The organism is Spartinivicinus marinus (genome assembly GCF_026309355.1).
Taxonomy (GTDB): Bacteria; Pseudomonadota; Gammaproteobacteria; order Pseudomonadales; family Zooshikellaceae; genus Spartinivicinus; species Spartinivicinus marinus.
In genome coordinates this window covers 1,974,027-2,000,659 of the sequence record NZ_JAPJZK010000001.1, presented here as the reverse complement: position 1 = coordinate 2,000,659, position 26,633 = coordinate 1,974,027, and the positions used below count along the sequence as shown (strand labels likewise).

Genomic DNA, 26,633 nt, shown 5'->3' with positions numbered 1-26,633 from the left:
TAAATATAACTTTAATAAGAGCGCTAGCTGGAACGGGGTGAAGGGATTAAGCAACCTGCTCGCCAGCTCCTAGCTGAGATATCTCATTTGTTGCAACCAATATCGCTTTAGCATGCTGCTTTAACTTATCCCAGTCAGACTCACTAACCATGATACCGTTTGCCCAGGCGTGCTGTTTAGCGCTGTTAAGTTCGTCGGAAGTAATATGCTGGTTGTATTCTTTTTGCTGGGGTGGCTGAATGGGGCTTTTGCTAATTTCAATAGTTAGTGAGTGTAAGCAGTCTGTTGGTACATCAGCAATATAAATCTCTGGTAGCTGGTTACTAGGGGTGATGAGGTACACCACATGTTGTGGGTGACTGCCATTACTCCACGCGGCCTTAACGGAAAGACCTTGATTAGCCAGATTAATCAGAACCCCAAAAGCCAGCCAGCGATTATGGCAGTGTTCAATTGATAGTGTGATGCTATTTTTATTTGCCAGCTGTTCTTGGGCATAGTCCAGCAAAATAGGCAAATAACCTAAAATACTGCTGCCTTTTAGGTCTGCGACGAGCTGGGATGGAGACGAAGAGTCTACCTGCGGAGGTAAATCGCTGTCGTTTTGTAAGAAAGTTAGTGCTTTAACAAAATGCTGAATGCCATTTAACCCGACCATCTCTAGGTCAACTACCATGTTGGCAATGATGTTTGGCTCACCACAATGACGTTGTAATCCAGAAAACGCTTTTTCACAAAGTGTAACTAACTCATTATGCGAAACTTGCATTATACAGTTGCCTCCTCCTTGGCTGGGTCCAATAATGTAGTTGATTGAAATTGATGAGTATTATTTACACCTTCCGTATCAGGTAAAAGAGGAAATAACCACTCATTTTCATGTAGTTCATCCAGTAAGGGAGCACCCTGGAACAGGGTGACACGTACCCATCGATCAGACCTCGGGTCAAACTTGGTAGCACCAAACATAGCAAGCTTGCAGCGCAGTAAATGCATCGGCAGGGCATCTTTGCTTAATACATTGATTTGGATATCACCCATTATGCAACGGCCCATTGTCCACACTCGTCTAGCAATAGAGCGGTATTGGGGGTGCTGAAGAAGGAATTCAGAGAGTGGTGTGGTTTCAGGCTCATTAATAAGTGCTTGATGAAAACGATAGACCTGGCGACCTATATCTAGTGGCAGTTCACGTTCTTCGCCAGGCTCATTGCCACGGATGCCAAGTCTAGGCTCTTCTTTATCTTCTGAGCGATACCAGAACCAGTAACAATTTTCAGGCTGGCTAAAATCAATTGCTAATGCCCATTGGTAATGATCAGTTAACACCTGTTGTGCATCAGCTACGGTAATCCCGGGTGTTAATGACAGGGTTTCATCAGTATTCATATTATTTTCATGCTGATCAACTTGCTCTGGATAAAGCTCTAATAAGCAAGACAGGATGACCTCTTGGGTTTCCATGCTGTATTGTTCGCTTTGTTCTATCAGCTGTTTCCACGTCCACTGTTGTAGGCAAGCGTGTTGTGCCTGCTCAATAACAGCTTGAATTTCCCCAACACAATGCTTATTGAGCTGCTGCTGGTGCTCGTCAATGGTAATCACTTGTTGCAGGTGTACAGCAGCCCGACTAAGTAATAAGTTGATTTGGTTACACTTGTCTTCGGTAATGGCATAAGACACAATCTCTGCTAATGCTTGTTCCCGAACCGATAGCCACTGGTCAACAATACGAGGATGGTTAATTAAATAAGGGGCCATGCCTAGCCCTGTTGCATTGCCAATACCCAAATAACGTTGCAATGGACGGCTTAAAAAGGCTGCTTTATTTCCCCCCCGCTGCTGGGCAAGATAGTGAACCCAGTCAATGCTGAATTGGCGCAGTAAATAGACGGCACACATTTGTGCGCTAAACGAGAGGTTAAAATCGGGGTTTGCTTGTAGTAATTCAAAGTCAGCAATACCGAATTTACCATTGCCATAAACGGCAGTGGTACGCAGGATATAGCCGACAGTAGCTAGAATTTGTGGATCGGGCTGCTGACCTTTCGCTAGTGAGGCGACAAGATGTTCAAATACACGAACACTTTTATTGGCGCGAGCTAATACAAGCACCTGACTGTTGTTTCTTCCAGCTTCTTGTCGGGGGACATTATGACGCAGCTGCGCAAGTTGAGTACTGCTAATGCTTCCTTTTACAAAGGCAAAGGTAACATCCCACTTTTCTGCAATTACTCGATCATTGCGTTCTTCATCACTGATTTCATCACAAAAAATAACGAGATGGTAATGGTGGTTAGGTGTGTCCAGCCGATAAATAACGGTACCAAAGCCTTGTGCTGACATATTCCAGAGAGATAAGTCAGCTGTCCACTGTTGTTTGGCCATACGACGAATTAAACTGCGAACAAAGCTTAAGCGACTTTGGTGCATGGCACCTAACCTGCCGGGGTTCATCACAGTATTGGGATGTCGGAATGGAGAACGATTCTTGGTACAAAGACGTGCATCCATATTGCTCACTCTTGAATGTTGCTTGAGTGTCAGGCTACTCATTATTGTTATTAAGAGCGGCCGTTATAAATCTGGCCGCTCACCTTTTTTGGTTGTTTTTGCTAGTTGCTGTGGTTAGACGCTTTATTCGTTTTTATAAGTTGTTGTTATCTGTTTTTTAATTATTAATTAATGGTTTTACAAAGTTGATCTGAACTTATAAACCTTGGGCTTTTGCCATTTTTATTGCTAACTGCGGTGCATTCCAAAGTGATGGCAATAGAATTAACGATACAGGTACTGCAGTAATTACAATAAAGGATTGCAGTGCTGATACGCCACCGGAGCCGAGGGAAATCAACATAATGGCAGTCAGGCCCATCATTACGCCCCAGAAAGTCCTGATAAATGCATTAGGCTCTGCTTTTCCACTAACGACCATGCTAATGGTATAAGTCATCGAATCCCCGGTGGTAACAATAAATATTGAGGTCAGCACCAAAAACAAAATAGAGGTTAATAAGGGCATAGGCAGTTGCTGAGTAATGGCCAACAATGATGCAGGTAAATTAAACCCTTCAAATGCTTTGCTCACAGAACCAGGATCTGCAATCTCAAAGGCTAAACCTGAGCCTCCCACAATGGTAAACCAGAAACAGGTAATTAGTGGTGCAGCCACTGCAACCGCTAATACCAGCTGGCGAATAGTGCGGCCACGAGATATTCGAGTAATAAATATTGCCATCATGGGGCCATAGCCTAGGAACCAGCCCCAGAAAAACACCGTCCACCAGCTGAGCCAGCCTTCATCACCTCGGTAAGTAGCCATGGGGATAAAGCTATCCAGCATGGTGCCTACCCCTTGCAGGTAACCATTAATAATAAAATGGGTGGGGCCAACTACCAGGATGTAAACCATTAAACCAACCGCAAGAATAATGTTGTAACGGCTGAGAATTTGAATGCCACGATTCAGTCCGCTGAGGGCAGACAAGGTATACATAGCAATAGCGAGCAAAATAATGATGAACTGGGTGGTGAAGTTATCAGGTAAATCAAATAAGGCATTTAATGCATAGCTTACCTGCAACCCAAGAAACCCAATAGGCCCAATAGTCCCAGCAGCCACGGCAACAATGCAGCAGGCATCAACTGTTGCGCCTGTCATCCCTTTTAGTGCTCGCTCACCCAATATGGGGTAAAGCAGAGTACGTGGCTTTAGTGGCAAGCCTTTATCATAGTGAAGATGTGTTAATACAATGGCGGTCAGAGTGCCTAAAATAGCCCAGGCTAGAAACCCCCAATGCATAAAAGACTGTGACAGAGCATTGATTGCCGTTTGATTTGTATTTTCTTGTGGTCCATATAAGGGTGGAGGAGAAACGAAGTGGGCGATGGGTTCAGCCGCTGCCCAGAATACGCCGCCACCGGCAAGTAAAGTACAAAGAATAATAGATAGCCACTGGAAACTGCTCATTTCTGGTTTGTCTAGATTACCCAGTTTGACATGACCTGTTCTGCCAACGGCTAGAAACAGACTAATCAAAAAAGTAAGCAACAGCAGTATTTGCCAATAAGGGCCAAATACTTGAACTGACCAGGCAAATCCTGTATTAACAATACTGGAGAGAAGCTTATCGTCAAAAAGGGCTAGCCCGACAAACAGCGCAATAAAACCGCCACTCAGCCATTGAGTGGGGTTGTCCAGCTCTAGCTTAGCTGCAATAGGTTGTTGAGTTGTAATATGCTCCGTATTGGCAGCATTAAGTAGTTCAGACATTCTATGCCTCCCGGCAATATCAGGTTGGCGCGCGATAGTATCTTATTACTTACTTGTTTGCTGGCTTTCTGGTGATAAACCTGTTTTAAGGAAATTGAACCAGTTGCCACCCATAATTTGGCCGACTTCTGATGCGTTGAACCCCTGTTGGAATAAACCGTTATAAATATTTTCCATCCCAGTGCTGTTACAAAACCATGGAAGAGCATCTGGCCAGCTGGCATTACTAGCTGAACCTTCGCCATAGTCCATGGCTTTTGACCAGCGACCATTGCGCATCCATTCCAGAACGGTTTGTGGCTGATTAAGACACAGGTCGCTGCCAATACCCAAATGATCCACTCCCACCATATCAGCAGTGGTAGCGATCATCTGACAGAACGCTTCCAATGTGCACTGGCTGCTATTTGGTAAATGGAAGGGGTAGAGGCTAAACCCAATCAGCCCCCCACGGCTGGCTAGAGCTGTAATGACAGCAGTTGATTTATTACGCAATGCTTGATGAGCAAAGCTGGGGTTTGCATGGCTGATACAGATCGGGCGAGCTGACAGGTCAATCGCTTCTAAGGTGGAACGTTCTGCACTGTGGGACATGTCGATAATCATGCCCACCCGGTTCATCTCCGCAATCACCTGCTTACCAAAGCGGGTGACTCCACTGTCTTGCTGCTCATAACAGCCGGTGGCCAGCAGGCTTTGATTGTTATAAGTCAGTTGCATGATCAGCAGCCCTTGCTTGCGCATGACTTCCACCAAGCCAATATCATCTTCAATGGGGCTACAGTTTTGAGCGCCAAAGAAAATACCGACTTTGCCTGTCACCTTAGCTGTTTCTACATCCGCCATGTTCATCACAGGCATAATCAAATCGCTGTTTTGCTCAAAGCGTTGATTCCACTCAGCAAAGCGTGACAAGGTTTCCCGAGCGGTTTCGTGATACACCAATGTAGCGTGGACAGCTGTGATCCCGCTGGCCTTCAAGGTTTCGAAATAAGCGCGGTCCCAACGGCAATACTGTAAGCCGTCAATAATGATCTGGTTTTGGTATGTTTGGGGTTGACTCATAGTGATTAATAAGCCCGCTGATACGCAGTTTTCACAACGGTATAAAACTCTTTTGCATACTGGCCTTGCTCTCGCGGACCAAAGCTTGACTGCTTACGGCCACCAAAAGGTACATGGTAATCAGTACCTGCGGTAGGCAGATTCACCATGACACAGCCGGTCTGTGCTTGTTGCTTGAATAATGCGCTGGTGCGGAGGCTCTGAGTGATAATGCCGGCGGTCAAGCCAAAACGGGTGTCATTTACAGTGGCGATGGCTTCATCCAGGTCACTAGCCTTAATTACACAAGCCATGGGCGCAAAGATTTCTTCCTGGTTAACATCCCACTGATTCTGAGTATTGAGAAATAAGGTTGGAGACATGTAATAGCCTTCATGAGCCATTGAAAGCTTGTCGCCCCCGAAGGCCAATTCGCCACCATGGGCTCGGGCTTTTTCAATCCAGCTCAGGTTAGATGCCAATTGCTTATCATCAACAACCGGCCCCATAAACACACCTTCTTCCAGAGCATGGCCAACTTTTAACTGTCCCATGCGCTTAATTAAGGCATCTACATAGGCATCATGAATGCTTTCCAGTACAACCAGACGGGAAGACGCGGTGCATTTTTGGCCGGTGCCTGAAAAAGATCCCATTATCGTAGCTTCTACAGCTGTGTTGATATCAGCATCTTCGGCAATCACTAATGCGTTTTTACTGCCCATTTCTAGCTGGCAACGAACAAAATTAGGCGCGCTAGCCGCAGCCACCTGGCGACCGACATCAACTGAGCCGGTAAAACTTACCGCATTGATTTGGTCTGAATGAATTAAACTGTTGCCTACTTCTGCACCGCTACCCAAAACCAGGTTAAAAGTGCCAGTAGGCAAGCCTTGTCGGTGAATGATGTCAGTAAGCGCAACAGCGCTTGCTGGCGTTAAATTCGCAGGCTTCCAAATCACGCTGTTACCAAATGCCAGAGCGGGGGCTATTTTCCAAGCAGCAGTGGCAGTAGGGAAGTTCCAGGGGGAAATGATAGCCACTACACCAACCGCTTCACGAGTGACTTCAACCGAAACACCGGGGCGCACGGAGTCAGCAATATCGCCCATTTGGCGCAACACTTCGGCAGCATAATATTGGAAGAACTGGCCTGCGCGGTAAATTTCACCTCGCCCCTCAGCAACAGGTTTGCCCTCTTCGCTGGATAGCAACTTACCTAACTCATCACAACGGGCAATTAATTCATCACCAATTGCTTGTAGAACTTTTTGCTTTTGCTCTAACGGCGTTTTTCCCCAAATGGGTTGTGCAGATTTTGCAGCATCAATAGCCTGTTGTACTTGCTGCTGACTGGCTTGGGCAAAATCGCCTAAATGCTGAGAAATATCGGATGGATTAATATTTTTGATGGTAGAGGTTCCAGGCTGCCATTCACCTGCAATGTATAGTGCTTTCTCTGCTATAACTTCAGCTATAAACGTCATACGAAATCCTTTGGCCCCTTGTAAATAATTATTTTTTTAAAACGCTATCTTTTGTTGTTTAATCTGCTGAGGAGCTAACTTATTAGTTGTCGATTGCGGCGTATACAACAAGCTCAACCAGCATTTCTTCTCGAGCCAATCCTGCAACCACAACTGCTGCGCGGTTGGGGTAGGGGGCATTAAAATACTCTGCATAAACCTGATTAACAGTGGTTAAATAGGTTCTGTCTGTGACATAAATTAACACCTGGATAACTGCATCCGTTGTTACACCCGCAGACTCTAATGTGTGTACAAGGTTATTCAGCGTTTGGCGTGTTTGCGCCTCAATACCACCTTCAACCACATCACCTTTGTTATCGATAGGGATTTGAGCTGTATAGAGTGTGTTATTGCCAATCACTGCCCACTCTAAAGGGGCTTTTGATGCATAAAGTGATGTCTCTACAGGCGTTTTATTAGAGGGTTTATGATCAGAGGTCTTATAACTAGAGTTTTTATGAAAAGTGCCAGACATATGCCACCTATTATATGAGTAAGGATGCCCTTCGCTTTGGAGTGCATATCCTGCAATTTGTGTATATGAGCTTATACTGCCGACAAAAGACTGATCAGTCGAATGGTTTATTTTTGACAAATGATAAGATTTATTTATCAATCAGCTAAACAATTGGTATGGATGTTAAAGAGTTGTTTTACATATGCATCCTAAGTAAGTATTAATTGTATGCGAGTAGAAGCGCCTTAGAGTTAGTATGCGATGGACATAAAAATACAACAGCTAAAACATTTTTTGCTGGTTGCAGAAGAGGGGGGATTTCGTGCTGCATCTGCTAAAGCAAGTCGTTCACAAGCCGCGTTATCTTCATCAGTAAAAGAGCTGGAAAGAAATCTTGGACAAGCCCTGTTCGAAACTGGACATAAAGCTAAACTAACGCCTTTTGGGGAGTTTTGCTTGCCTAAAGTCAAACAGTTCTTTCATCAGTATCAAACATTAGAGGCAGATTTACGAGCGGCAGCAGAAGGACAGCGAGGTAAGTTGGCAGTTGCTTGTGTGCCTTCTGTGGCAGCTAAACTAATTCCCGGACTATTAGCAACATTTACGAAAAGTCACCCCAAAGTAGAAGTGTCATTAATTGATGATAATGCAGCAGGTGTGGAAGCCAGATTATTAGCCGGTGAAGTAGATCTTGCACTAGGTAATTGCTTGCATACTAATGATGAACGTATAGCATTTACCCCTTTATTTTCAGACCCAATCGGAGTGGTGTGCTTGAATAATCATCCACTAGCTGAATGGGAAGAGGGAGTAAGCTGGCAACAAGTTTCATCTTATCCATTTATAAAAAATGGTACCTGTGAATTATTAAGTCATACTGCCGCTTCGGAATTAGCTGAAAAAGCAATTTATTCAGTCAAAAATATTGTTTCACTATTTTCTGTATTAGCTCGCGGAATAGGGGTGACGACACTCCCTAAGTTAGCATTTCCTGATGATTCAACCAGTCTGGTGTGGCTGCCGTTAAAAGATCCTATTGTGAAGCGGCAGATTGGAATTTTTCGGCTGTTGGGCCGCCCTGCTTCGCTGGAAGCAAATGTTTTTTTGAATTGTGTTTAAAAGAGCTTAATGAGTAATCTTTTGAAGCTAGTGGTCCATGCGTAAAGTTGTTACCTTATTTTGCACATGGCCCACTAGGCCTTATTTAAAGGTTCTGATTGGTCTTTAATATGGACACCTCTAATAATTGGCGGTGTCCATAAGCATAAAATAGTAATTATGTATTTTTCCTGTCCTTAATTAATGAATCCACCACTGAAGGGTCCGCCAGGGTGCTGGTATCGCCTAAGTTTTCCAGCTCATTATTGGCTATTTTACGCAGAATTCGCCGCATAATTTTTCCTGAACGGGTTTTAGGTAGACCCGCTGTCCACTGAATCAGGTCGGGTTTGGCTATAGCACCTATTTCTTTGGTAACAAAATCACCTAACTCTTTTACAAGCTCTTCTGATGGGTTTGCATCATGCATCGGCATAATATAAGCGTAAATCCCTTGGCCTTTGATAGGGTGTTCATACCCTACAACAGCAGCTTCTGCTACAGCATCATGTAGTACTAAAGCACTTTCTATTTCAGCGGTACCTAACCGATGGCCAGAAACATTCAGTACATCATCCACTCGACCAGTAATCCAGTAATAACCATCTTCATCACGGCGGGCGCCATCACCCGTAAAATACATCCCAGGATAGGTGGAATAATAGGTGTCAAAACAGCGTTGATGGTCTCCATACACAGTGCGGATTTGGCTGGGCCAGCTGCCAGTGATGACTAAGTTGCCAGAGCCTGGTCCCTCAATAAGTTTTCCATCATTATCCACCAAGGCGGGTTTTACCCCGAAGAAAGGCCGAGTGGCAGAGCCGGGTTTTAAATCGGTGGCACCAGGTAATGGGGTAATAAGAATAGAGCCAGTTTCGGTTTGCCACCAGGTATCCACAATTGGGCAACGGGTTTCGCCTACTACATTGTAATACCACTCCCAGGCTTCCGGGTTAATAGGCTCACCCACAGTACCAAGAATTCTAATGGAGTCGCGCTTAGCGCTGGTAACATAATCATTGCCTTTGGCCATTAAGGCGCGAATAGCGGTAGGTGCCGTATAAAAAATATTAACCTGATGTTTATCAACTACTTCCCAGCAACGAGAGGCATTAGGATAAGTGGGTACTCCTTCAAACATTAAAGTGGTTGCGCCATTAGCTAAAGGCCCATAAACAATATAAGAGTGGCCTGTTACCCAGCCGACATCGGCCGTACACCAGTAAATTTCACCGGGCTGATAGTCAAACACATATTTATGACTCATGGCTGCTTGTAGAATATAACCACCTGTCGTATGTAGTACGCCTTTAGGTTTTCCGGTGGAGCCGGAGGTATATAAGATAAATAGTGGGTCTTCAGCATCCATAATTTCTGGTGGGCAAGATGAAGCCACATGATCACTTAATTGGTGATACCAGATGTCTCGTTTTTCATGCCAGTCAATCTTGCTGCCAGTGTGTTTGACTACAACTACCGTATTTACATTAGGGCAGTGTTCTAAGGCAGTATCGGTATTTTGTTTTAATGGGATGGTTTTTCCGCCACGAATGCCTTCATCAGCTGTAATAACCGTTTGGCAATCAGCATCAAGAATGCGATCTTTCAATGACTCTGGAGAGAAGCCTCCAAACACTACGGAATGGATAGCACCAATTCGAGTACAAGCCAGCATGGCATAAGCAACTTCAGGGATCATTGGCATATAAATACATACTCGGTCGCCTTTTTTGACCCCACGCTCTTTTAGTACATTGGCGAACCGGCAGACGTTTTCATACAACTCCTGATAGGTAATTTTCTTGTCATCTTTTGGGTCATCGCCTTCCCAAATAATCGCAATATCATTGGCTTTTTCAGGCAGGTGGCGGTCAATACAGTTGTAACTGACATTCAACTTGCCGCCGATAAACCAGGCTGCTTTACCTTCACCGAAGTTGCTTTCATGCACTTTTTCCCAAGGAGTAAACCAGGTTAAAAACTTTTCAGCCTGCTCAGCCCAAAAGGTTTCTGGCTGTTCGATAGAGGCTTGGTACATTTGTTGATATTGCTCATTGGTAATATGGGTTTGAGCTTTTATTGAATCCTTAACCTTGTGGTTTTTAATTTGGTACATAACGCTGTAATCCTTGTTGTTATTTTTTCATATGGCCAGATTGTTCTTGAAAAATTATTATTGAAAATTAAGCTTCACTAATAGTTATTAATCGTTCTGATACTCTGACTAAGAATGCTATAGAACATACCCTAACCAATACTCTAAATTTTGGTCAAGCCAAGAAGCAACTTATCATCTGTATGGGGCTATCTTTCCGCCTTAGCTTTATATTTTTCAATCAGACCTTCTTGTTTCATTTTTTTCAGAACCAAAGAGAGCTTAGGGGCTAGTGACTTATGTTTTTTATGTAAAAAAGCATGGGCGGGTGTTTTCTCCATGATACCCACTCGATAAAACACGACCTTTTGGAACTCACTTTGATTAAGGTGAAATGTGATGTTTTGTTGAACATCTATAAATACCTGAGTTCTTCCAGCAACAACTTGCTCCAGTCCCTGTAGTGAAGACTCTGAAATCATCAGCCTGTTTGGGGGGAGTAGTGCAGGTAGAATTGTTTCGCACTTTTTGACGCCTCTGCGATAGCCAACTCTGTAGCTGTTATTTTTTAGGCTTTCCCAGCCATCAAGATGGATGCTGGGGTCAATTCCGTAGGCAGAAAAGTAGACAGAGAAATGGGGTTCATCCACTCTGACAAGGTTGGGGTGCTTATTGGCATAGTCTGCTACTCGGTGAATTTCACCATCGACAATGCCCTGGTCAGAAAGCTGGCTGGCTCGTTTTGCTGGGTATCCATTGTATACCAGAGTGTAGCCAAGCCTGTTAAAAGCCTCATTGTAAATCAAGGCTAACCACCTTCCATAAAAAGAGTTTTTGGTTCCTTTTCCGCCTGCTAAAGTAATGACTTTTTGGGTTTCTGAGTAACTGGTTGTTCCAGTAAAAAGCCCACCAATAATAATGGCCAGCCAGTAAATAAAATAGGTTGGATTAAAAATAGTGTGTGCAGTTTTTTTGGTTTTCATGAGTATTGGTATAGCTCATTTTGCACTCCAGTTGCTTGGTAAGGTCCCTTTACTGTTTCTCATGCCCTATCGTCTTTCAGATTGTCGCAAAAAGCTAGCGGGTATGGGGTGACAGGGTGTTCTGTAGCTGCGACAAGGAAGTCGCTTTAGCTCTTGATGGGCCAGGGGCGGCACTTCAAGAGCGGCGGAAGAATATCCTGTTATTCCAATCGGACACTAAATTTACTTTCTGCACCCTTTTGCAACACCCTGATAAGGTAGAGGAGTCCTACTGTCCGATTTTGCTTAGCCTATTCCCCCTGATTAATTTCTCTAAATAGTGAGATTAATCCATTAGTGGAGCTATCCTGGTCCAACGGGCTATCAGTATCTTTTAATTTAGGGAATAAGGTGTTGCCTAGTTGCTTGCCTAATTCCACACCCCATTGATCAAACGAATTAACCTGCCACAACATGCCTTGGGTAAATACCTTGTGCTCATAAAGCGCAACCAAAGCACCTAGGGTTTCAGGTGTCACTTTCGACATTAAAATGGTGTTGCTGGGGCGGTTGCCTGGGATGACTTTATGGGGGGCTAGCTTTTCAATTTCTTCAGTGCTTAAGCCTTGTTCGGCTAATTCTGCCTTGGCTTCATCTAACGTTTTACCAGCCATTAATGCCTGGCTCTGGCTGAGTGCATTAGCAAATAACCAAGGGTGGTGGTCACCAATATCATTATGGCTTTGAGCGGGTACCACAAAATCCACAGGAATTAACAGGGTGCCTTGATGCAGTAACTGATGGTAAGCATGTTGGCCATTGGTGCCAGTATCACCCCAAATAACTGGGCCAGAACTATAAGACAGCGTCTCTCCATCATGATTAACTGACTTACCATTACTTTCCATATCTACTTGTTGTAAATGGTTGGGTAATTCGCTGAGATACTGGTCGTAAGGTAATACGGCATGTGCAGTAGCACCATGATAATTGTGGTACCACACACCAATTAAGCCTAATAAAGCCGGCATATTTTCGGTGATAGGGGCAGTACGAAAATGCTCATCCATTTGATAAGCACCTTTCAGCAAGGCTTCGAAGTTATCAAAACCCAGAGTCAGTGCAATGGGTAAACCAATAGCAGACCATAGTGAATAGCGGCCACCCACCCAATCCCACATCGGGTAAATATTGTCGGGGTGAATACCAAACTCGACGGCTTTATCCACATTGCTGGAAACCGCTAAAAAGTGTTTGGCAATATCTTCGGCTTTAGCGCCTTGATCCAGCATCCACTGACGACAGGTTTCGGCATTGAGTTTAGTTTCAATAGTGGAAAATGATTTGGAAGCCACTATAAATAAACTGGTTTCGGGATCAATATGCTTAAAGGCTTCGGCAACATCATTAGGGTCAATATTAGCAATATAATGATGTTTAATATCAGGCTTAATATAAGGCGTAAGCCCTTCAATAATCATTTTAGGGCCTAAGAAAGAACCACCAATTCCAATATTGATAATATGCGTAATCGGCTTGCCAGTGTAACCGCGCCATTTACCAGAATGCACCTGCTGAGTGAGCGTTGCAATTTTTGCTAATGTGGCTTTAATTTCAGGCATTACATCCTGGCCATCAACCCAAATAGCTTCATCATCCTGCTTACGGAGTGCCATATGTAAAGCAGGGCGTTGCTCAGTGTGGTTGACTTTATCTCCTTGGAATAAGCGTTTGATAGCTTCAGGTAATTTAGCTTCTTCTGCCAGCTTGCCCAGCAACTGCAGTGTTTCTGGCGTCATCAGATTTTTAGAGTAATCTAAAAACAGCCCAGCAGCTTTCAACGAAAACTGTTCAAACCGTTTGCTATCTTCAGCAAATAGGGCTTTTAAATTGGTTTGATCAATGGCTTGTTTTTCTTGTAACAAGGCCTCAGATGATGGGTATTGGCTAAGGGGAGTGACACCACTAATAGTACGATTACTCTGATTAATCATATCCATCTATTCCTTAATTAAGCTAACTGTACTGGAATGGCATTAGCTGTGTGGCTGACTTCATTTCCTTCTGCCATATAGATTAAAGCAGGTTTGAAGTTTTCCAGCTCATGAGCTTCAAAATTAGCGTAAGCACATATAATCACGCGATCACTGACACTGGCTTTATGGGCTGCGGCACCATTTACAGAGATAATTTTTGAGCCTTCTTCACCGCGAATGGCGTAGGTTGTAAAACGCTCGCCATTGGCCAAGTTGTAAATCTGAATTTGTTCGTATTCGCGGATGCCTGCCATATCCAATAGCTCACCATCAATCGCACAAGAACCTTCGTATTCTAGTACAGCGTGAGTGACGCGAGCCTGATGAAGCTTAGCTTTTAGCATAATAGATTGCATGGAAATGGGTCCTAAGTTAGTTGATGTCTACTTGAATATTGTCAATTAAGCGGGCTTTACCCAAGTAAGCAGCGGCTAAAATAACCAGGGATTTATCCTGCTGGGTCGCAGGTAGCAGTGTTTCGCGGTTGCAAATATCGAGGTAATCAGGCTTAAACCCAGCTTGGGCTAAACGAGCGATACCATCCCGTAAAATATGGTCGTAAGGTCGGCCTGAAAGCACTTCTTGTTTGGCATTTTCCAGCATTTGATTTAATGCTGGAGCAATAGCTAATTCCTGCCGGGTGAGATATCCATTCCGAGAACTTAGCGCCAAGCCTTCACTATTTCTAGCGATGGGCGCGCCAACAATTTTAACTGGCATGCACAGGTCATTGACCATACTACGAATGACAGCCAGTTGTTGAAAATCTTTTTCTCCAAACACCGCTACATCGGGTTGCACGATATTAAAAAGTTTACAAACAATCGTCGCGACACCGGTAAAGTGGCTAGGACGGCTTTTACCACAATGTAAATTCGATAAATGGACGACGGCAACTGAAGTGTGGTGTTCCATCCCGTGGGGGTAGATTTCGTTGCTGGATGGTGCGAACAATAAATCAACCGCTTGTTCTTTTAATTGCGCTTGGTCTTCCGCTAGCGTTTTAGGGTAAGACTCTAAATCTTCATTGGCTCCAAACTGTAGCGGGTTTACATAAATGCTGGCAATCACTATATCGGTTTTTTCTCGGGCTTTATGAATTAACGATAAATGCCCATCATGCAGATTGCCCATGGTGGGAACAAAGCCAATGGTTTTGCCAGTAGCCTTGGCTTCGTTAATAAAGGCCTGTACTTCATCAATGCTATAAACAGTCTTCATGCTTTAAACTCATGCTCTGCGGCAGGAAATGTACGGCTTTTAACGGCAGCGACATAGTTTTCGATAGCAGCCTGAATAGAATCAGCTTCTGCCATAAAGTTTTTCACAAAGCGGGGGGATTTCCCTGGAGAGATACCTAACATATCGTGCAACACTAATACCTGGCTATCGGTGGCTGCACCAGCGCCAATGCCAATCACTGGAACTGACACTGACTCAGTAATGGCTTGAGCCAGTGGGCTAGGCACGCACTCAAGAACAAATAATGATGCTCCCGCTTGTTCTAGTGCCTTAGCATCTTCCAGCATGGTTTGGGCAGCTTGTTCTTCTCGCCCTTGTACTTTATAACCACCAAAAACGTTCACCGACTGGGGAGTTAAGCCAAGGTGTACACAACTGGGAATACCGTTACGACTTAACTGTTGTACGGTTTCACACAGCCATCTTCCCCCTTCGAATTTCACGACTTGAGCACCTGCACGCATTAACTTGGCGGCATTTTTCAGGGCATTAGCTGGGGTGTCAAAGGTCATAAAAGGCAGATCAGCAATAATAAGAGAGCCTTGGTTACCTTTTGCCACACATGTGGTGTGGTAACACATGTCTTCTATGGTGGCAGGCAGAGTTGAGTCGTTGCCTTGTAACACCATACCCAGCGAATCACCCACCAAGATTACTTCCACACCAGCAGTGCTAACAACATGAGCAAAGGTTGCGTCGTAAGCAGTTAACGTTGCAAACTTTTCCTTGTTTTGCTTGATTTTGTTTAGTGTAGTTAGGGTGATATTGGCCATAACAAACTCACAGACTTTTGTAGAATTTAGGCTGGATTATACGAAATGTTATTAGGGTGTCACATCGGGCTAGCTGGCCCTAGCGGGTCAACGTTACCCCTTCTAATAGGCTAATGCCAGCCTTTGAACAGTTTGCAGCTAATTCTTTAACAGACTCCCCAGTCGGTAGCTGCAAGTTTGGAGCGATGTCTTGCAAAGGAAGCAGTACAAAGTTGCGAACAGTCAGCTGATAATGGGGAACAGTTAATCGCTCTGAGCTGATAACCTCTTCACCATAAAGCAGTAAGTCGATATCCAGTGTACGAGGCCCCCAACGAATATCACGAACACGCCCTTGCTCCAGCTCAATGGTTTGGGTGTGATCCAGTAACTCCAGTGGTGCAAGTAAAGTATCAATGGCAACGACTGTATTTATATAGTCTGGTTGGCCTTCAGGCCCTACAGGATCGCTTTGGTATACTGGCGAAACCGCTGCCAGAGTAGTGCTGGGCAGTTGCTCAATAGCACTTACTGCTTCAGCTAATTGCTGGGTTGGGCTGGATAGGTTGCTGCCAAGCCCAAGATAGCAACGGATGGAGGCACCGTTCTTAATCACTACTCATTCTCATTGGGTTTACGATGGTGATGCTTGCGATGATGGCGGCGTGGTTTTCTGGACTTTTTATACTTGCCACTTTGTAGTGACTTAACCATTTGGCGACGTACAAACTCGTCTGCTTCTTGGTAGTCTGTCCACCATTGGCCTAGCCCCCCTAAGTCTTCACCTGCTTGTTCTCTTAGTAATAAGAAGTCATAGGCTGCTCTGAATCTTGGGTGGTTAAGGGCTTGATCTGCTTTCTTACCAAACCGTCGGGTGAGACGATATTGCAGCTCCCAAATTTCCCGCATTGGGATGGCAAAACGTTTGGGAATGGTAGTCCGTTGGTTTTGATTTTCAATAGCAGTCATTGCACCCTGGTTTAATGCGGGCAGTGTTGGTATATCCTGCTCTTCAATTTGCCGGGTGTAAGCAAGCGTGGAATACCAGAGAAACACAGCATATAAAAATGCAGGGGTTAGGCTTTTGCCTTGTCTGACTCGTTTATCGCTATTAACTAATGCAGCATGAATAAAGCGTGCATGAAAACCATCCGGTTCAGCAATTGCAGCAGCAGTGGCTGGCAGTAACTGCTCGAGTAAACCGTAGTCTTGTAGCAGTTGAAAAGATGCTGCTGCATGGCCACTTAAAAACAGCTTTAAAACTTCATCAAATAACCGGGCAGGAGGAATATTCTCCAGCAGATAGCCAAGGCTATAAAGGGGTTTGGCCGTGTATTTCTCAATTGTAAAATCAAGTTTGGCTGCAAAGCGTATTGCCCGTAGCATCCGTACTGGGTCTTCCCGATAGCGCTGTTCTGGGTCGCCAATTAGTCTCACCAGGCGGCTATCAATATCATCTAAACCACCAGCATAATCTTTAACAGCAAAATCACTGAGTCGGTAGTAAAGCGCATTGATAGTAAAGTCACGGCGGGAAGCGTCATCCTGAACAGTACCGTACACATTATCGCGAAGAATTTGCCCATCATCAGAGTGGTGGGAGTGCTTGCCATCACCATGGCTGTCTTGAGAGTGGTGTGCTCTAAAAGTGGCTACTTCTATTACTTCACGACCAAACTGAACATGAACCAGCTTAAAGCGGCGGCCAATGAGTCGGGAGTTACGAAACAGAGAACGAACGTCTTCTGGAGTAGCGTTGGTTGCTACATCAAAATCCTTAGGATGGCCACCCACTAAAATATCACGAATACAGCCACCCACTAAGTAGGCTTGGTAACCACTGCTCTCAAGCCGGCGCAATACTTTGAGCGCATTTTGGCTTAGCAGCTTACGAGATACCTGGTGCTGGTCGCGTGGAATAATTGTTACATCACCTATGGATGCTTGTTTTTGTTTGCCGGATAGCCGACCGAGAAAACTCTGTAGCCAGCCTAACCGCTTCTTTAGCATAGTAATAATCGAAACTTAGCTATATCAATCATAGTTCTACTAGAGCTTATTAATAGGCTCTAAACCAGTTACAGGGCCTTAATATCAATGATGAGCCCTGAAAGAGCTGGCTATAATAATCACTGCTAAGCATAGATGCCAGCCTGGATATTTCATCAGCTCGCAGAAATATATGATTGAAGTAAAGAGCAAGACATATAAAGGGTGGTTTAGATATGAGATGTAAAAGGCAAGCGACTTGGCTTTTTTGCAATCTATAGGGTTGTTTTAGAAAATAATAGAAAGGAAAAAGGAGGGCTAGCCCTCCTAACGAAATATTGCTTTGGTAATATTATTTTTATTATATGCTTGGATGGAGAGTCGGTTACATAACCGACTCAGGAACCAATTTCGGGTCCATAACCAACAAACGGATTCCTTTGGAAGCTGGGTGTGACAGTGCTGAGTGTACACAGTGTGTGTTGAGTAACTAAGCTCGCCCGTTTTAGGTTCTTGACTTACTTACCTGCTTTCTAACGAAAGCCACTCATGTTGGCCACTAAAAAGGCCCCTCTCCAAAAAAATCAATTTGTCGACTCCAGTTATTATTTTTATTGGCGGAGTAATCGTTATTCTTATTATTAGTAAGCATTCTTATTATTGTTGTTGTAAGCAATAAATTGCATTTGCTGTGCCAAAAAAATAAAATTCTTTTAAATCAATAGCTTATATTTTTAAGTGGTAGGAGCCGCACTTTTGTACGTATAAATACGTAAAAAGTGTTACCTGATCTGAGGTGATTTCACTGCATAGTGTTACTGTCTTACCGTTACGGTAACACTTTGTCCTAACGGGTAAACTTATTATTACCTTTATAGGTTAAAATATAGACGATTTTACAAGGTGGTGTGGAAAAAAATTGCCACAGGGTGGCAAAAGTTGTGGTGAAAACGGTGGCAAATATTGCTGCTAACGATAGGTTCGTGCTTATTAGCTGTTAGTTGCTTTTTGACGAGGAATGCCCAGGCGCTGGCGACGTTCCCACAGGCACTTACGACTGATACCCAGTTTTTGAGCCAGCTCTGTTTCTGTCATTCGCTCTTGGTTTTCTAGTACGAAGCTCTGGAAGTAATCTTCTAAAGTAAGCTCTTTACCTTCTTCTGCTTTTTGTGGCTCAGTGCTTTGGTTGGGGGTGGAAGTATTTAGATCGATGCCTAGCAGGTCGGTAGTAATCAAACAGTGGTCGGCCAAGATCACTGATCTTTCAATAGCATTTTCCAGCTCACGCACATTACCAGGCCAGCTGTATTGCTGAATGGCATAAAGGCTGTCAGGTGAGAATTGGTGTGATTCTTTACCCAACTTCTCGCAGATTCTATTCAGAAAATACTTTGCCAAATCAATAACATCAGATCCCCGCTCTCTCAAAGGGGGTAAATTAAGCTGAATAACATTTAGCCGGTAGTAGAGGTCTTCACGAAACTCGCCAGACTGGGCTAGTTGCTTAAGCTGGCGGTGGGTAGCCGCGACCAGCCTGACATTGACTTTTTGCGATTGCACTGAGCCAACCCGGCGAATTTCACCTTCTTGTAACACCCTTAATAGCCTGGCCTGTGCTTCTAACGGCAGCTCGCCAATTTCATCCAGAAATAGCGTGCCTCCGTCAGCTGCCTCAACCAGTCCATGACGCGCAGCGGTAGCACCAGTAAAGGCACCTTTCTCATGACCAAACAGCTCAGATTCAATGAGTGTTTCAGGGATGGCCGCACAGTTAACGGAAACCATCGGTTTGTCTGCACGCTGGCTACTTTCATGAATAGCTCTGGCAACCAGTTCTTTACCCGTACCTGATTCACCCAGAATCAATACAGTAGAGTCGGTAGGGGCAACCTTGCTGACCCGTTTAAAGAGAGTTTGCATTGTTTCGCACTTGCCAACAATACCGCTGTTATGGGGTTCGTTTTCTTCCGACTGATTTGTTGTGGTGGAGGAAGTTGGGGACTGTTGGTTGTTTGAAGTGTTGGAATGTTTGGTAAGGATATTCTTGATAGTGTCGAGCAGCTCGTCATTATCAAACGGCTTAGCAATATAGTCCACTGCACCAAGCTTCATGGTATCAACCGCTGACCGCAAACTGGCATAGCTGGTCATAATCAGCACGGGAGTGTTGCCCGAGATATTAATAATGTCGGTACCAGGAGCACCGGGTAGTCTCAGGTCCGAAATAATTAAATCAAAGTCGCTGGTTAAGTCATATTGACTGCAGGCATCGTCTACCGATGACGCCTCGCTAACAGTGTATTTATTGCGCTCAAGCAGTCGACCGAGGGCTGCCCGAATCACTGACTCATCTTCAACAACTAAGATATGCTTCATAGTTACGACCTGAACCTGGACTAATTGGTAATTCTCTGCTGCCTCTCCCACTAACTATAAACTTGTTTGATTTTTTTGTTGTTACGCTGTTACTAGTGGTAACGACACAGTTACTTTTGTACCCGAATTTTGCTTCAGGTCAAGTGGGCTTTCAATACTTATCTGGCCTGAGTGTTCTTCAATAATGTTATAAACCAGTGCTAGGCCAAGCCCCGTGCCCTTTCCAGGGTCTTTAGTGGTAAAGAAAGGTTCAAATAATTTGTTTTGAATTGGCTTGGGAATACCGCTTCCTTGATCGACTACGGCTATTTTCAATAACGAGCCACAAGCCGCCGTTGTTACTTTAATTTGGCTTTTGGCAGGAGAGGCATCACTTGCATTGCGTAGCAGATTGATAAGCACCTGCATCAAGCGCTGTTCGTCTCCCATCACAGCAGCTGAGTCGTTGCACTGATTAAGAAAGGCGAGCTGTTTTTGTTTATCTGCCAGTTGGATCAGCTGAATGGCTTTGTCTATTAAGGGTTTAACAACCACCCGGGTATATTGATCAGTTGGTTGGTGCTGGCTGCCTTGATGAGCAAAGCTGACTAATGTTTGTACGATACGGGTAATGCGTTGGGTCTGCTCAAGAATTTGCTCAGCAAACTGCTTGGTGCTGTCTTCCTGAGATTCAGACTTCAGTTCTTGAGCCAGACAGGCAATGCCCGTAACGGGGTTACCAATTTCATGGGCAACCCCGGCCGCCAGCTGACCAATAGAAGCAAGTCGCTCAGTATGGACCAGCTTGTTTTCCAGTAGTTGGGTGTCTGTTGCATCATCTAGCAGAATAACCAGCCCTTCATCATCGGTGAAGGGGGCGCCGATGGCCGCTTTATGCAAGCTGAGCCAGCGGGGTTCACCATCAACAATAATTTTTTCTTTGCTGAGGTGGTTGCGGGCAGGGTTGGTTGCAAAGCGATTGAATAGGGATTTCCAAGGTTCAGGAATGTCTTCAAACCGTGAGCCCACCACTTTGCTGGAGCCAATCCCGGTAATAGCAGCCATGGCTCGGTTCCACATCAATACTTCAGAGTCTTTACCAATAGAGCAGACGCCGAGGGGCAAATTTTCCAATGTGTGGCGATGGAACCGACGTAAGTTGTTTAGCTCGGCAGCCAAACCGGTCAGTTGTGATTGGTAAGCTTCAAATCGACCTTCGATAAAGTTGATGTCTTCGGTTACATACACATCGGCTTGAAGCTTGTAGGGTAGAAAGCTATCAACAATATCTTTAGCTACCGCAGGCCCCATCAGGCCAGATAGGTTGGCTTCAATGCGGTCTCGCAATCGGCGCAAAGCATAAGGGCGGCCTTCGTCCATTGCTAGATTAAGGTCTTGCAGTGCCTGGCTGACCTCTCGTTGAGCTGCTTTGCTGCCAAGGATTTTCCCCAGTTGCTCTTGAAACTCGGCAGGGCTTTGGGCGGCGAGCATCCAGCGATGAGGGCGGCTGACGTTATCCACACTGCAGGCATTAGCGGCACCGACTTCTTCTTCTGAAATAGGCGTGAGCAGGGAAACCAATACAAAGGTCAGTGTATTGGCTGACAGGGATGCAATGGTAGCGATATGCCAGCTGTTTTCGTCCAGTGATAGTGTCAGATTAATAATAGGGAAGGTGATGGAATCAATATCTAAAAACAGCGGTAACATTAAAGTGAGAAACCAAACAATCGCCCCTACGATCAAGCCGGTGATAAATCCTTGTCGATTGGCGGCTGGCCAATAAAGCACACTCAAAATGCCAGGCAAAAACTGCAAAGTCCCTACAAACGCAGCTATCCCCAAATTAGACAAGTCTTGCTTGGCCCCCAACAGCCAGTAAAAACCATAGCTGGCAGTAATGATCAGCAAGGTTAATATACGGCGAGTCCACAGTAGCCACTTATATATGTCTACTTTACTGGAAGGTTGATAGCTGGGTAACACTACATGGTTGAGCAGCATACCCGACAGCGCCAAAGTGGCTACGATGGTGACGCCACTGGCAGCAGATAGGCCACCAATAAAAATTAAGCCAACTAGCAAGGGGCTTTCACTGGTTAAGCTGGTTCCAAGAATGAAGTATTCGGGGGTGGTGGGGTTATTAAGCTTGAGCCCTGCCCAAAGTATGGGAGGAATCGCCAGGCTAAATAACAGTAAATAAAGTGGTAATCCCCAGCTGGCGGTAAAAAGCGCTTTTGGATTAGGGTTTTCAATAAACCCCATATGAAACATGTGGGGCATGACCATTGCCGCAGCAAAGAAAATCAGCAATAACGTGCGCCATGGGCCTTCTTGCAGTGGGGTATGCAAAGCTGTTAATGCTTCGGCATTGCTGGCTAGCCACTGATCTAAGTCACCAGGACCATTGAAAACAAACCACAGGGCAAAAATACCTGCCACCCCCATGGCTATTAGTTTGATCACTGAGTCAAAGGCAATGGCCATTACCAGCCCGGTATGTCTGTCGCGGCTGGAAATATGGCGAGTACCGAACAGCACGGTAAACAAAGTGATTAAGCCACAAAAGCCTAACGCTAATTCCTCTGGTTGACCGTGTTGGCTAAGAATGTCTGCTGAATCTGCTACTGCCTGTATTTGCAATGCAATTAGCGGCAGCATCGCCAGCAGCATAAAACCAGTGGTTAAGGTACCTGCCCAGCTGCTACGAAAACGAAATGCAAATAAATCGGCCAAAGAGCCTAGTTGATAAGTGCGGGTGAGCTTAAGAATGGGGGCTAATAAAACTGGAGCCAGCAAGTAAGCGCCACAAATCCCCAGAAAATAGGCTAAAAATAAAAAGCCATATTGGTGGGCTAAACCTGTCGTACCATAAAATGCCCAAGCGCTGGCATAAACTCCAAGCGATAATACATAAGTAACTGGATGACTTACCAGTGTGCGTTTAATAACACCTTTTTCAGCGCAATAGGCAATGATAAACAGCAGGGCAAGATAACCGGCACTAATAATAAACAGGTGGCCAAGCTCAAAGTTCATCAGACCCCCGCTGTGTTTGCAGTAAAAAACCCACCACAATCAAAATCAGCCATAACAAATAGGGCCGATACCATTGAGTCGTCGACTCAATCCACCAATCCATAATGGCGGGTGAAAACAGGTAAATGCCTACCACCAAAAGCAAAACCAGTCGGTAAATATACATACCCGTAACCTGTTGTAGATATTTGGTTCATAGTAAAGCAGAAGATGGGGTGGGGGAAGGTCTTAACTTTTTGGCTATTGAGGACTGTAGGGGGCTGCTGTGCTCTGGTGTTTGATATTGAGCAACAGGGCATTCTTCCGCCGCTCTTGAAGAGCCATCCATGGCCCTCAAGAGCTAAAATGACATCCTGTCATAGCTACAGAAAACCCTGTTACTCTATATCCTTGGGCTTTGGTGTTGGCTGTTAATTACCCGTTTATCATCGTAGGATCGGCCCTTTTTTAGTCAGATTAAAATCATAACTGGTGCCTTCGTTATAACGCTAATGTGGTAAAACCAATTTTTCTGTATAATCTTATGCTTAGTTTCTGATCAACTGGCTCCGTAAGCTTACCTAGGAGACACAGAGCTTGAAAAGCTCTGTTTATTTGATGCATCACGCACAATTTTTATATCTTTACTAGCTCCACTCCCCCCAACTTTTCCATCACTACCAAAACTAACTACTTCATAAGTTGATCCATTTTCTAAGCGGCGATATATGTACTTATTACCCCAAGGATCTACAGGAGTATTGTCAACCAAGCCAATGTGCTCTAAAAAAGTGCCAAGCTCTTCTTTATTTTTAAGAGCCAAATACCATCCATCTTCTTTTGGTAGTAATGCTTCCAGTTTTTTATACTCATACAATTTCTCAACTATTATCTGGATATCAATTTCAGCAACTTTAATCTTCGCCAACTCATTTTTACTAGGGCTGACTACTGTTTTAATAATCAGCCCAATAGCTATTAGAGCGACAAAAAAAACATTTACTCTAAAAATCGTTTTTTTCATTCTTTAATCCACAAGGAAGCAATCATTTCTTTGAACATTGCTGTTTTGCTCTATTTTTGCATATTGTCCTAACATTATTTACCCAATGAATACAATTATTTGTGATTGCATCATATGCAGAACACTGGCCAGCTGTTCCTATATACACCAAAACACATTGATCAAAAGCACTTTTTTCACACTCACTATCCCCACCTTTATCCTCCGTGCAAAACAATGCATCATCTTTCTTATCAGGAAGAGTAATTCCACCTTGAGGACAACTTCTATTAGGATTGTCTTCCTCCCAAGGCCAGTTACCCGCACATTTATTTTGAACACAAATATACTTATGAGGAAAGTTCCCATTATAGCTCCAGCAAACTTGAGCTAAACCCAGCGGATCTTTATAAATTAGCGGATTTCCACTTACATACGTATACGTATTTAACCCTCCCTTTAACCCAATCGGATCACTCTCAATATAACGCCCAAGTGTAGGGTCATAATCCCGGAAGTAGTTGTAAAACAGTCCGCTTTCTTCGTCGGCTAGTTGCCCTGGAAAACGTAAGGAAACAACTGTCTTCTGACCATTACCATCCACATCTTCACTAGCTTCTCCTACTCCAAACGCATCAGAGTCCCATGCCCATACGGTTTGTTGCTGCTGGTTTGTGGCCAGTCTTGGGGTATTGAGGTGATCGCTGTGTAAATACGTGACTTGTGGTGCAGCTAAGCTTTTACCGTTAGCGGTTTGCTCAACCATGGCTAGTGGTAGGCTGCCTAACCAAATATATTGGCGGGTTAATTGTTGTCGCCAGTGTTTGTTGTATTTTGTTTCCGCTAAAATTTGGCCCGTTTCGTTGTAGGTGTAAATCCAGTGGGTGGGTTGTTCAGGTCCATAATGAATGGTTTTATGGACTCGTTCGCCGATTGCATTGTAGTGGTAGCTGGCTAATAGAAAGTCCATTTCTTTAACTTTGCTTAAGCGATTATTAGCGGCATATTCAAAGTTTAAAGGGCCATTACCAGTGGTATTTCCTGCGGCATCTATGCGAACAGGGCCCATAAATGTTGTAGCAATGCGGTTGCTATTTTCTGCGTAAGTTTGCTCTTGCAAACCTAGCATATCCCTTAATCTTTCTTTTTTACTTAACCGATTTCCTACTGCATCATAGGTATACTCAGTGGTTTTGAAACCATCAACTTCTTTTAAAAGATGATCTAATGGATCATAGGTAAATTCCCTTTTTTCGGTTTCGCTTTTGGCTATTTCGGTAATATTGCCATTAGGGTCATATTTGTAATTCAACTGTTGTAAGCCAGCAATGGTTTGTTGAGTTAGCTGGCTGTCTAAATTGAATTGACGGTTTAAGGTCAGGCCGTTGCCCCATGTGAGTGAGGTCATTGGGCCGAAGGCTTGATTGGTAATATTTTTGGCTAGCTCGATGGTTTGTGCAGTTTCACCTGCTCCCCATTGGGCTGTCACACCAGTAATTTGTCCTTCGTTATTACGTTGGTAATTAACTTTTAAATGACTGGGATAAGTGACTTGGGTGAGTTGGTTGTTAATGTTGTATTGATAACCAATGCTTTGCTGAATGCTTTGACTACTTGTTTCAATAGTACGGCTTAAGTTAACGATATTACCGCGATCATCATATTGATAGGCAATTACACCTTTTGCATCTTTAACTCCGGTCAGCTTGCCAATACCTGGATGATTATCACTGGTATCGTCGTATAAATATTCGATGGTTAATTCGGAGGCGCTTGGATACGTTTTTTTCGTGAGGCGATTCAGTGCATCATAGGTGTATTCTGTAACTTCACCACGGGCATCGGTACGTTTGGTGATGTTGTCAGCCAAGTCATATTCATAAGTGGTGGTGCCTGTATCGGGGCTGACTCGTTTAATTAAGCGGCCAAATACATCATACTCATACTGAGTAGTCGTGCCTTTAGGGTCAACCACTTTAGTAATTTGATCTTGTTGGTTGTACTCTAGGCGGGTAACACCTTCTAAAGCATCAGTCGTTTGGGTTAAACGGTTTAAGGCATCAAAGCCATGGGTGGTTTTGTTGTTATTAGGGTTAGTAAAGCCCACCAGGTTGTCATTAACATCATATTCATGCTGAGTGGTTTGCTCGTTGGCACCAACACTACGTAATAACCGACTTAACTCATCATATACCCAGTTTTGTTGGCTAACAATTTCGCCAGTAGCCGATTTAACGGTTTGTTTGGTTTTATTGCCTGCATTGTCGTACTCATACTCAATGCGCTCACCTAAGCTATTTTCTATGGCCATTAAATAACGAGCAGGGCTGTACTCATATTTAATGACACTGCTATTTGGCAAGGTGATTTGAGTGACTTGCCCAACATTGTCGTAAGCAAAGCGAGTAGTAATATCGCCTGATTTGCTTTTAACCGTAAAGGTTTCTGCGGCGCCATCATGGTTATAGGTGATTTTGGTAACAACGCCGTTAGCATCAATCAGGGTTTGAGGGCTTCCACGATAATTGTGGTCTTTTAATTCAGTGGTATGGCCAAGGGCATTAATGGTTTTAATTAAATTACCTTTCTCATCATATTCATAGTGAGAAATATCTTGCACATCCGTACGAGGGCCGTCTATCTGTGTGATGTTGCCTTGGTTGTCATATTGATACAGCCATTTCCGTTCGAGTGAAGTATTGGCCTGAGCAGAAAATGCTAACCCTGCTGCCAATAATGCAGAAAATATCCGATTAAATTTCATACATCTAATGCCGTGT

Annotated in this window: 20 protein-coding genes; 1 reads left to right on the top strand and 19 read right to left on the bottom strand. The window is 44.2% G+C overall.

What is annotated here, in order from left to right:
• Positions 1-46: 46 nt before the first annotated feature.
• From OQE68_RS09075 to OQE68_RS09050, 6 genes are all read right to left on the bottom strand, one after another.
• On the bottom strand, positions 47-769 hold the full coding sequence (locus tag OQE68_RS09075; protein WP_219340074.1) for a DUF3726 domain-containing protein: 723 nt from the start codon (positions 767-769) through the stop codon (positions 47-49).
• Positions 769-2,514 carry a hypothetical protein gene (locus OQE68_RS09070; RefSeq protein WP_219340075.1) on the bottom strand — a complete coding sequence of 582 codons (1,746 nt, stop codon included), beginning with the start codon at positions 2,512-2,514 and terminating at the stop codon, positions 769-771. Before OQE68_RS09070 ends, OQE68_RS09075 begins: the two co-directional genes overlap by 1 nt.
• Before the next feature lie 196 nt (positions 2,515-2,710).
• Positions 2,711-4,273 (bottom strand): BCCT family transporter, encoded by a 1,563-nt coding sequence (locus OQE68_RS09065; protein WP_180569312.1) that lies wholly within the window; start codon positions 4,271-4,273, stop codon positions 2,711-2,713.
• 45 nt (positions 4,274-4,318) lie between these two features.
• Complete coding sequence (locus OQE68_RS09060; RefSeq protein ID WP_180569313.1) at positions 4,319-5,338, bottom strand: membrane dipeptidase; 1,020 nt, start codon at positions 5,336-5,338, stop codon at positions 4,319-4,321.
• A 5-nt stretch (positions 5,339-5,343) separates the two neighbouring features.
• Positions 5,344-6,804 carry an aldehyde dehydrogenase family protein gene (locus OQE68_RS09055; protein ID WP_180569314.1) on the bottom strand — a complete coding sequence of 487 codons (1,461 nt, stop codon included), beginning with the start codon at positions 6,802-6,804 and terminating at the stop codon, positions 5,344-5,346.
• An 82-nt stretch (positions 6,805-6,886) separates the two neighbouring features.
• A complete protein-coding gene (locus tag OQE68_RS09050; protein WP_180569315.1) occupies positions 6,887-7,321 on the bottom strand; it encodes a RidA family protein in 435 nt (144 codons plus the stop codon).
• 243 nt (positions 7,322-7,564) lie between these two features.
• Between OQE68_RS09050 and OQE68_RS09045 the strand changes: the two genes are divergently transcribed.
• Positions 7,565-8,422, top strand: a complete 858-nt coding sequence (locus OQE68_RS09045) for a LysR family transcriptional regulator (RefSeq protein WP_180569316.1) — start codon at positions 7,565-7,567, stop codon at positions 8,420-8,422.
• A 157-nt stretch (positions 8,423-8,579) separates the two neighbouring features.
• On the opposite strand, the gene acs is transcribed toward OQE68_RS09045, so the two are convergent.
• The 13 genes from acs to OQE68_RS08980 form a co-directional block, all read right to left on the bottom strand.
• The gene (acs, locus tag OQE68_RS09040; RefSeq protein WP_180569317.1) at positions 8,580-10,517 is read right to left on the bottom strand and encodes an acetate--CoA ligase; all 1,938 of its coding nucleotides are present in this window, start codon (positions 10,515-10,517) and stop codon (positions 8,580-8,582) included.
• Between the two features lie 188 nt (positions 10,518-10,705).
• Entirely contained in the window at positions 10,706-11,479 is a 774-nt protein-coding gene (locus OQE68_RS09035) for a type 2 periplasmic-binding domain-containing protein (RefSeq protein ID WP_180569318.1), read from the bottom strand.
• A gap of 290 nt (positions 11,480-11,769) precedes the next feature.
• On the bottom strand, positions 11,770-13,452 hold the full coding sequence (pgi, locus tag OQE68_RS09030; protein WP_180569319.1) for a glucose-6-phosphate isomerase: 1,683 nt from the start codon (positions 13,450-13,452) through the stop codon (positions 11,770-11,772).
• 17 nt (positions 13,453-13,469) lie between these two features.
• Positions 13,470-13,850 carry an aspartate 1-decarboxylase gene (gene panD / locus OQE68_RS09025; protein ID WP_180569320.1) on the bottom strand — a complete coding sequence of 127 codons (381 nt, stop codon included), beginning with the start codon at positions 13,848-13,850 and terminating at the stop codon, positions 13,470-13,472.
• A 16-nt stretch (positions 13,851-13,866) separates the two neighbouring features.
• Positions 13,867-14,715 (bottom strand): pantoate--beta-alanine ligase, encoded by an 849-nt coding sequence (panC, locus tag OQE68_RS09020; RefSeq protein WP_180569321.1) that lies wholly within the window; start codon positions 14,713-14,715, stop codon positions 13,867-13,869.
• On the bottom strand, positions 14,712-15,509 hold the full coding sequence (panB, locus tag OQE68_RS09015; protein ID WP_180569322.1) for a 3-methyl-2-oxobutanoate hydroxymethyltransferase: 798 nt from the start codon (positions 15,507-15,509) through the stop codon (positions 14,712-14,714). The genes panC and panB overlap by 4 nt, the downstream gene beginning before the upstream one ends.
• Before the next feature lie 79 nt (positions 15,510-15,588).
• A complete protein-coding gene (gene folK, locus OQE68_RS09010) occupies positions 15,589-16,104 on the bottom strand; it encodes a 2-amino-4-hydroxy-6-hydroxymethyldihydropteridine diphosphokinase (RefSeq protein WP_266195579.1) in 516 nt (171 codons plus the stop codon).
• Positions 16,104-17,498, bottom strand: a complete 1,395-nt coding sequence (gene pcnB / locus OQE68_RS09005) for a polynucleotide adenylyltransferase PcnB (RefSeq protein WP_180569323.1) — start codon at positions 17,496-17,498, stop codon at positions 16,104-16,106. The genes folK and pcnB overlap by 1 nt, the downstream gene beginning before the upstream one ends.
• A 969-nt stretch (positions 17,499-18,467) precedes the next feature.
• Complete coding sequence (locus OQE68_RS09000) at positions 18,468-19,853, bottom strand: sigma-54-dependent transcriptional regulator (RefSeq protein WP_180569324.1); 1,386 nt, start codon at positions 19,851-19,853, stop codon at positions 18,468-18,470.
• Between the two features lie 81 nt (positions 19,854-19,934).
• Complete coding sequence (locus OQE68_RS08995; RefSeq protein WP_180569325.1) at positions 19,935-22,871, bottom strand: sensor histidine kinase; 2,937 nt, start codon at positions 22,869-22,871, stop codon at positions 19,935-19,937.
• Complete coding sequence (locus OQE68_RS08990; RefSeq protein WP_180569326.1) at positions 22,861-23,037, bottom strand: hypothetical protein; 177 nt, start codon at positions 23,035-23,037, stop codon at positions 22,861-22,863. The genes OQE68_RS08995 and OQE68_RS08990 overlap by 11 nt, the downstream gene beginning before the upstream one ends.
• Positions 23,038-23,427: 390 nt before the next feature.
• Positions 23,428-23,874, bottom strand: a complete 447-nt coding sequence (locus OQE68_RS08985) for a type II secretion system protein GspG (protein WP_180569327.1) — start codon at positions 23,872-23,874, stop codon at positions 23,428-23,430.
• Between the two features lie 22 nt (positions 23,875-23,896).
• Positions 23,897-26,617 carry an RHS repeat protein gene (locus OQE68_RS08980; protein WP_180569328.1) on the bottom strand — a complete coding sequence of 907 codons (2,721 nt, stop codon included), beginning with the start codon at positions 26,615-26,617 and terminating at the stop codon, positions 23,897-23,899.
• Between the last annotated feature and the right edge of the window lie 16 nt (positions 26,618-26,633).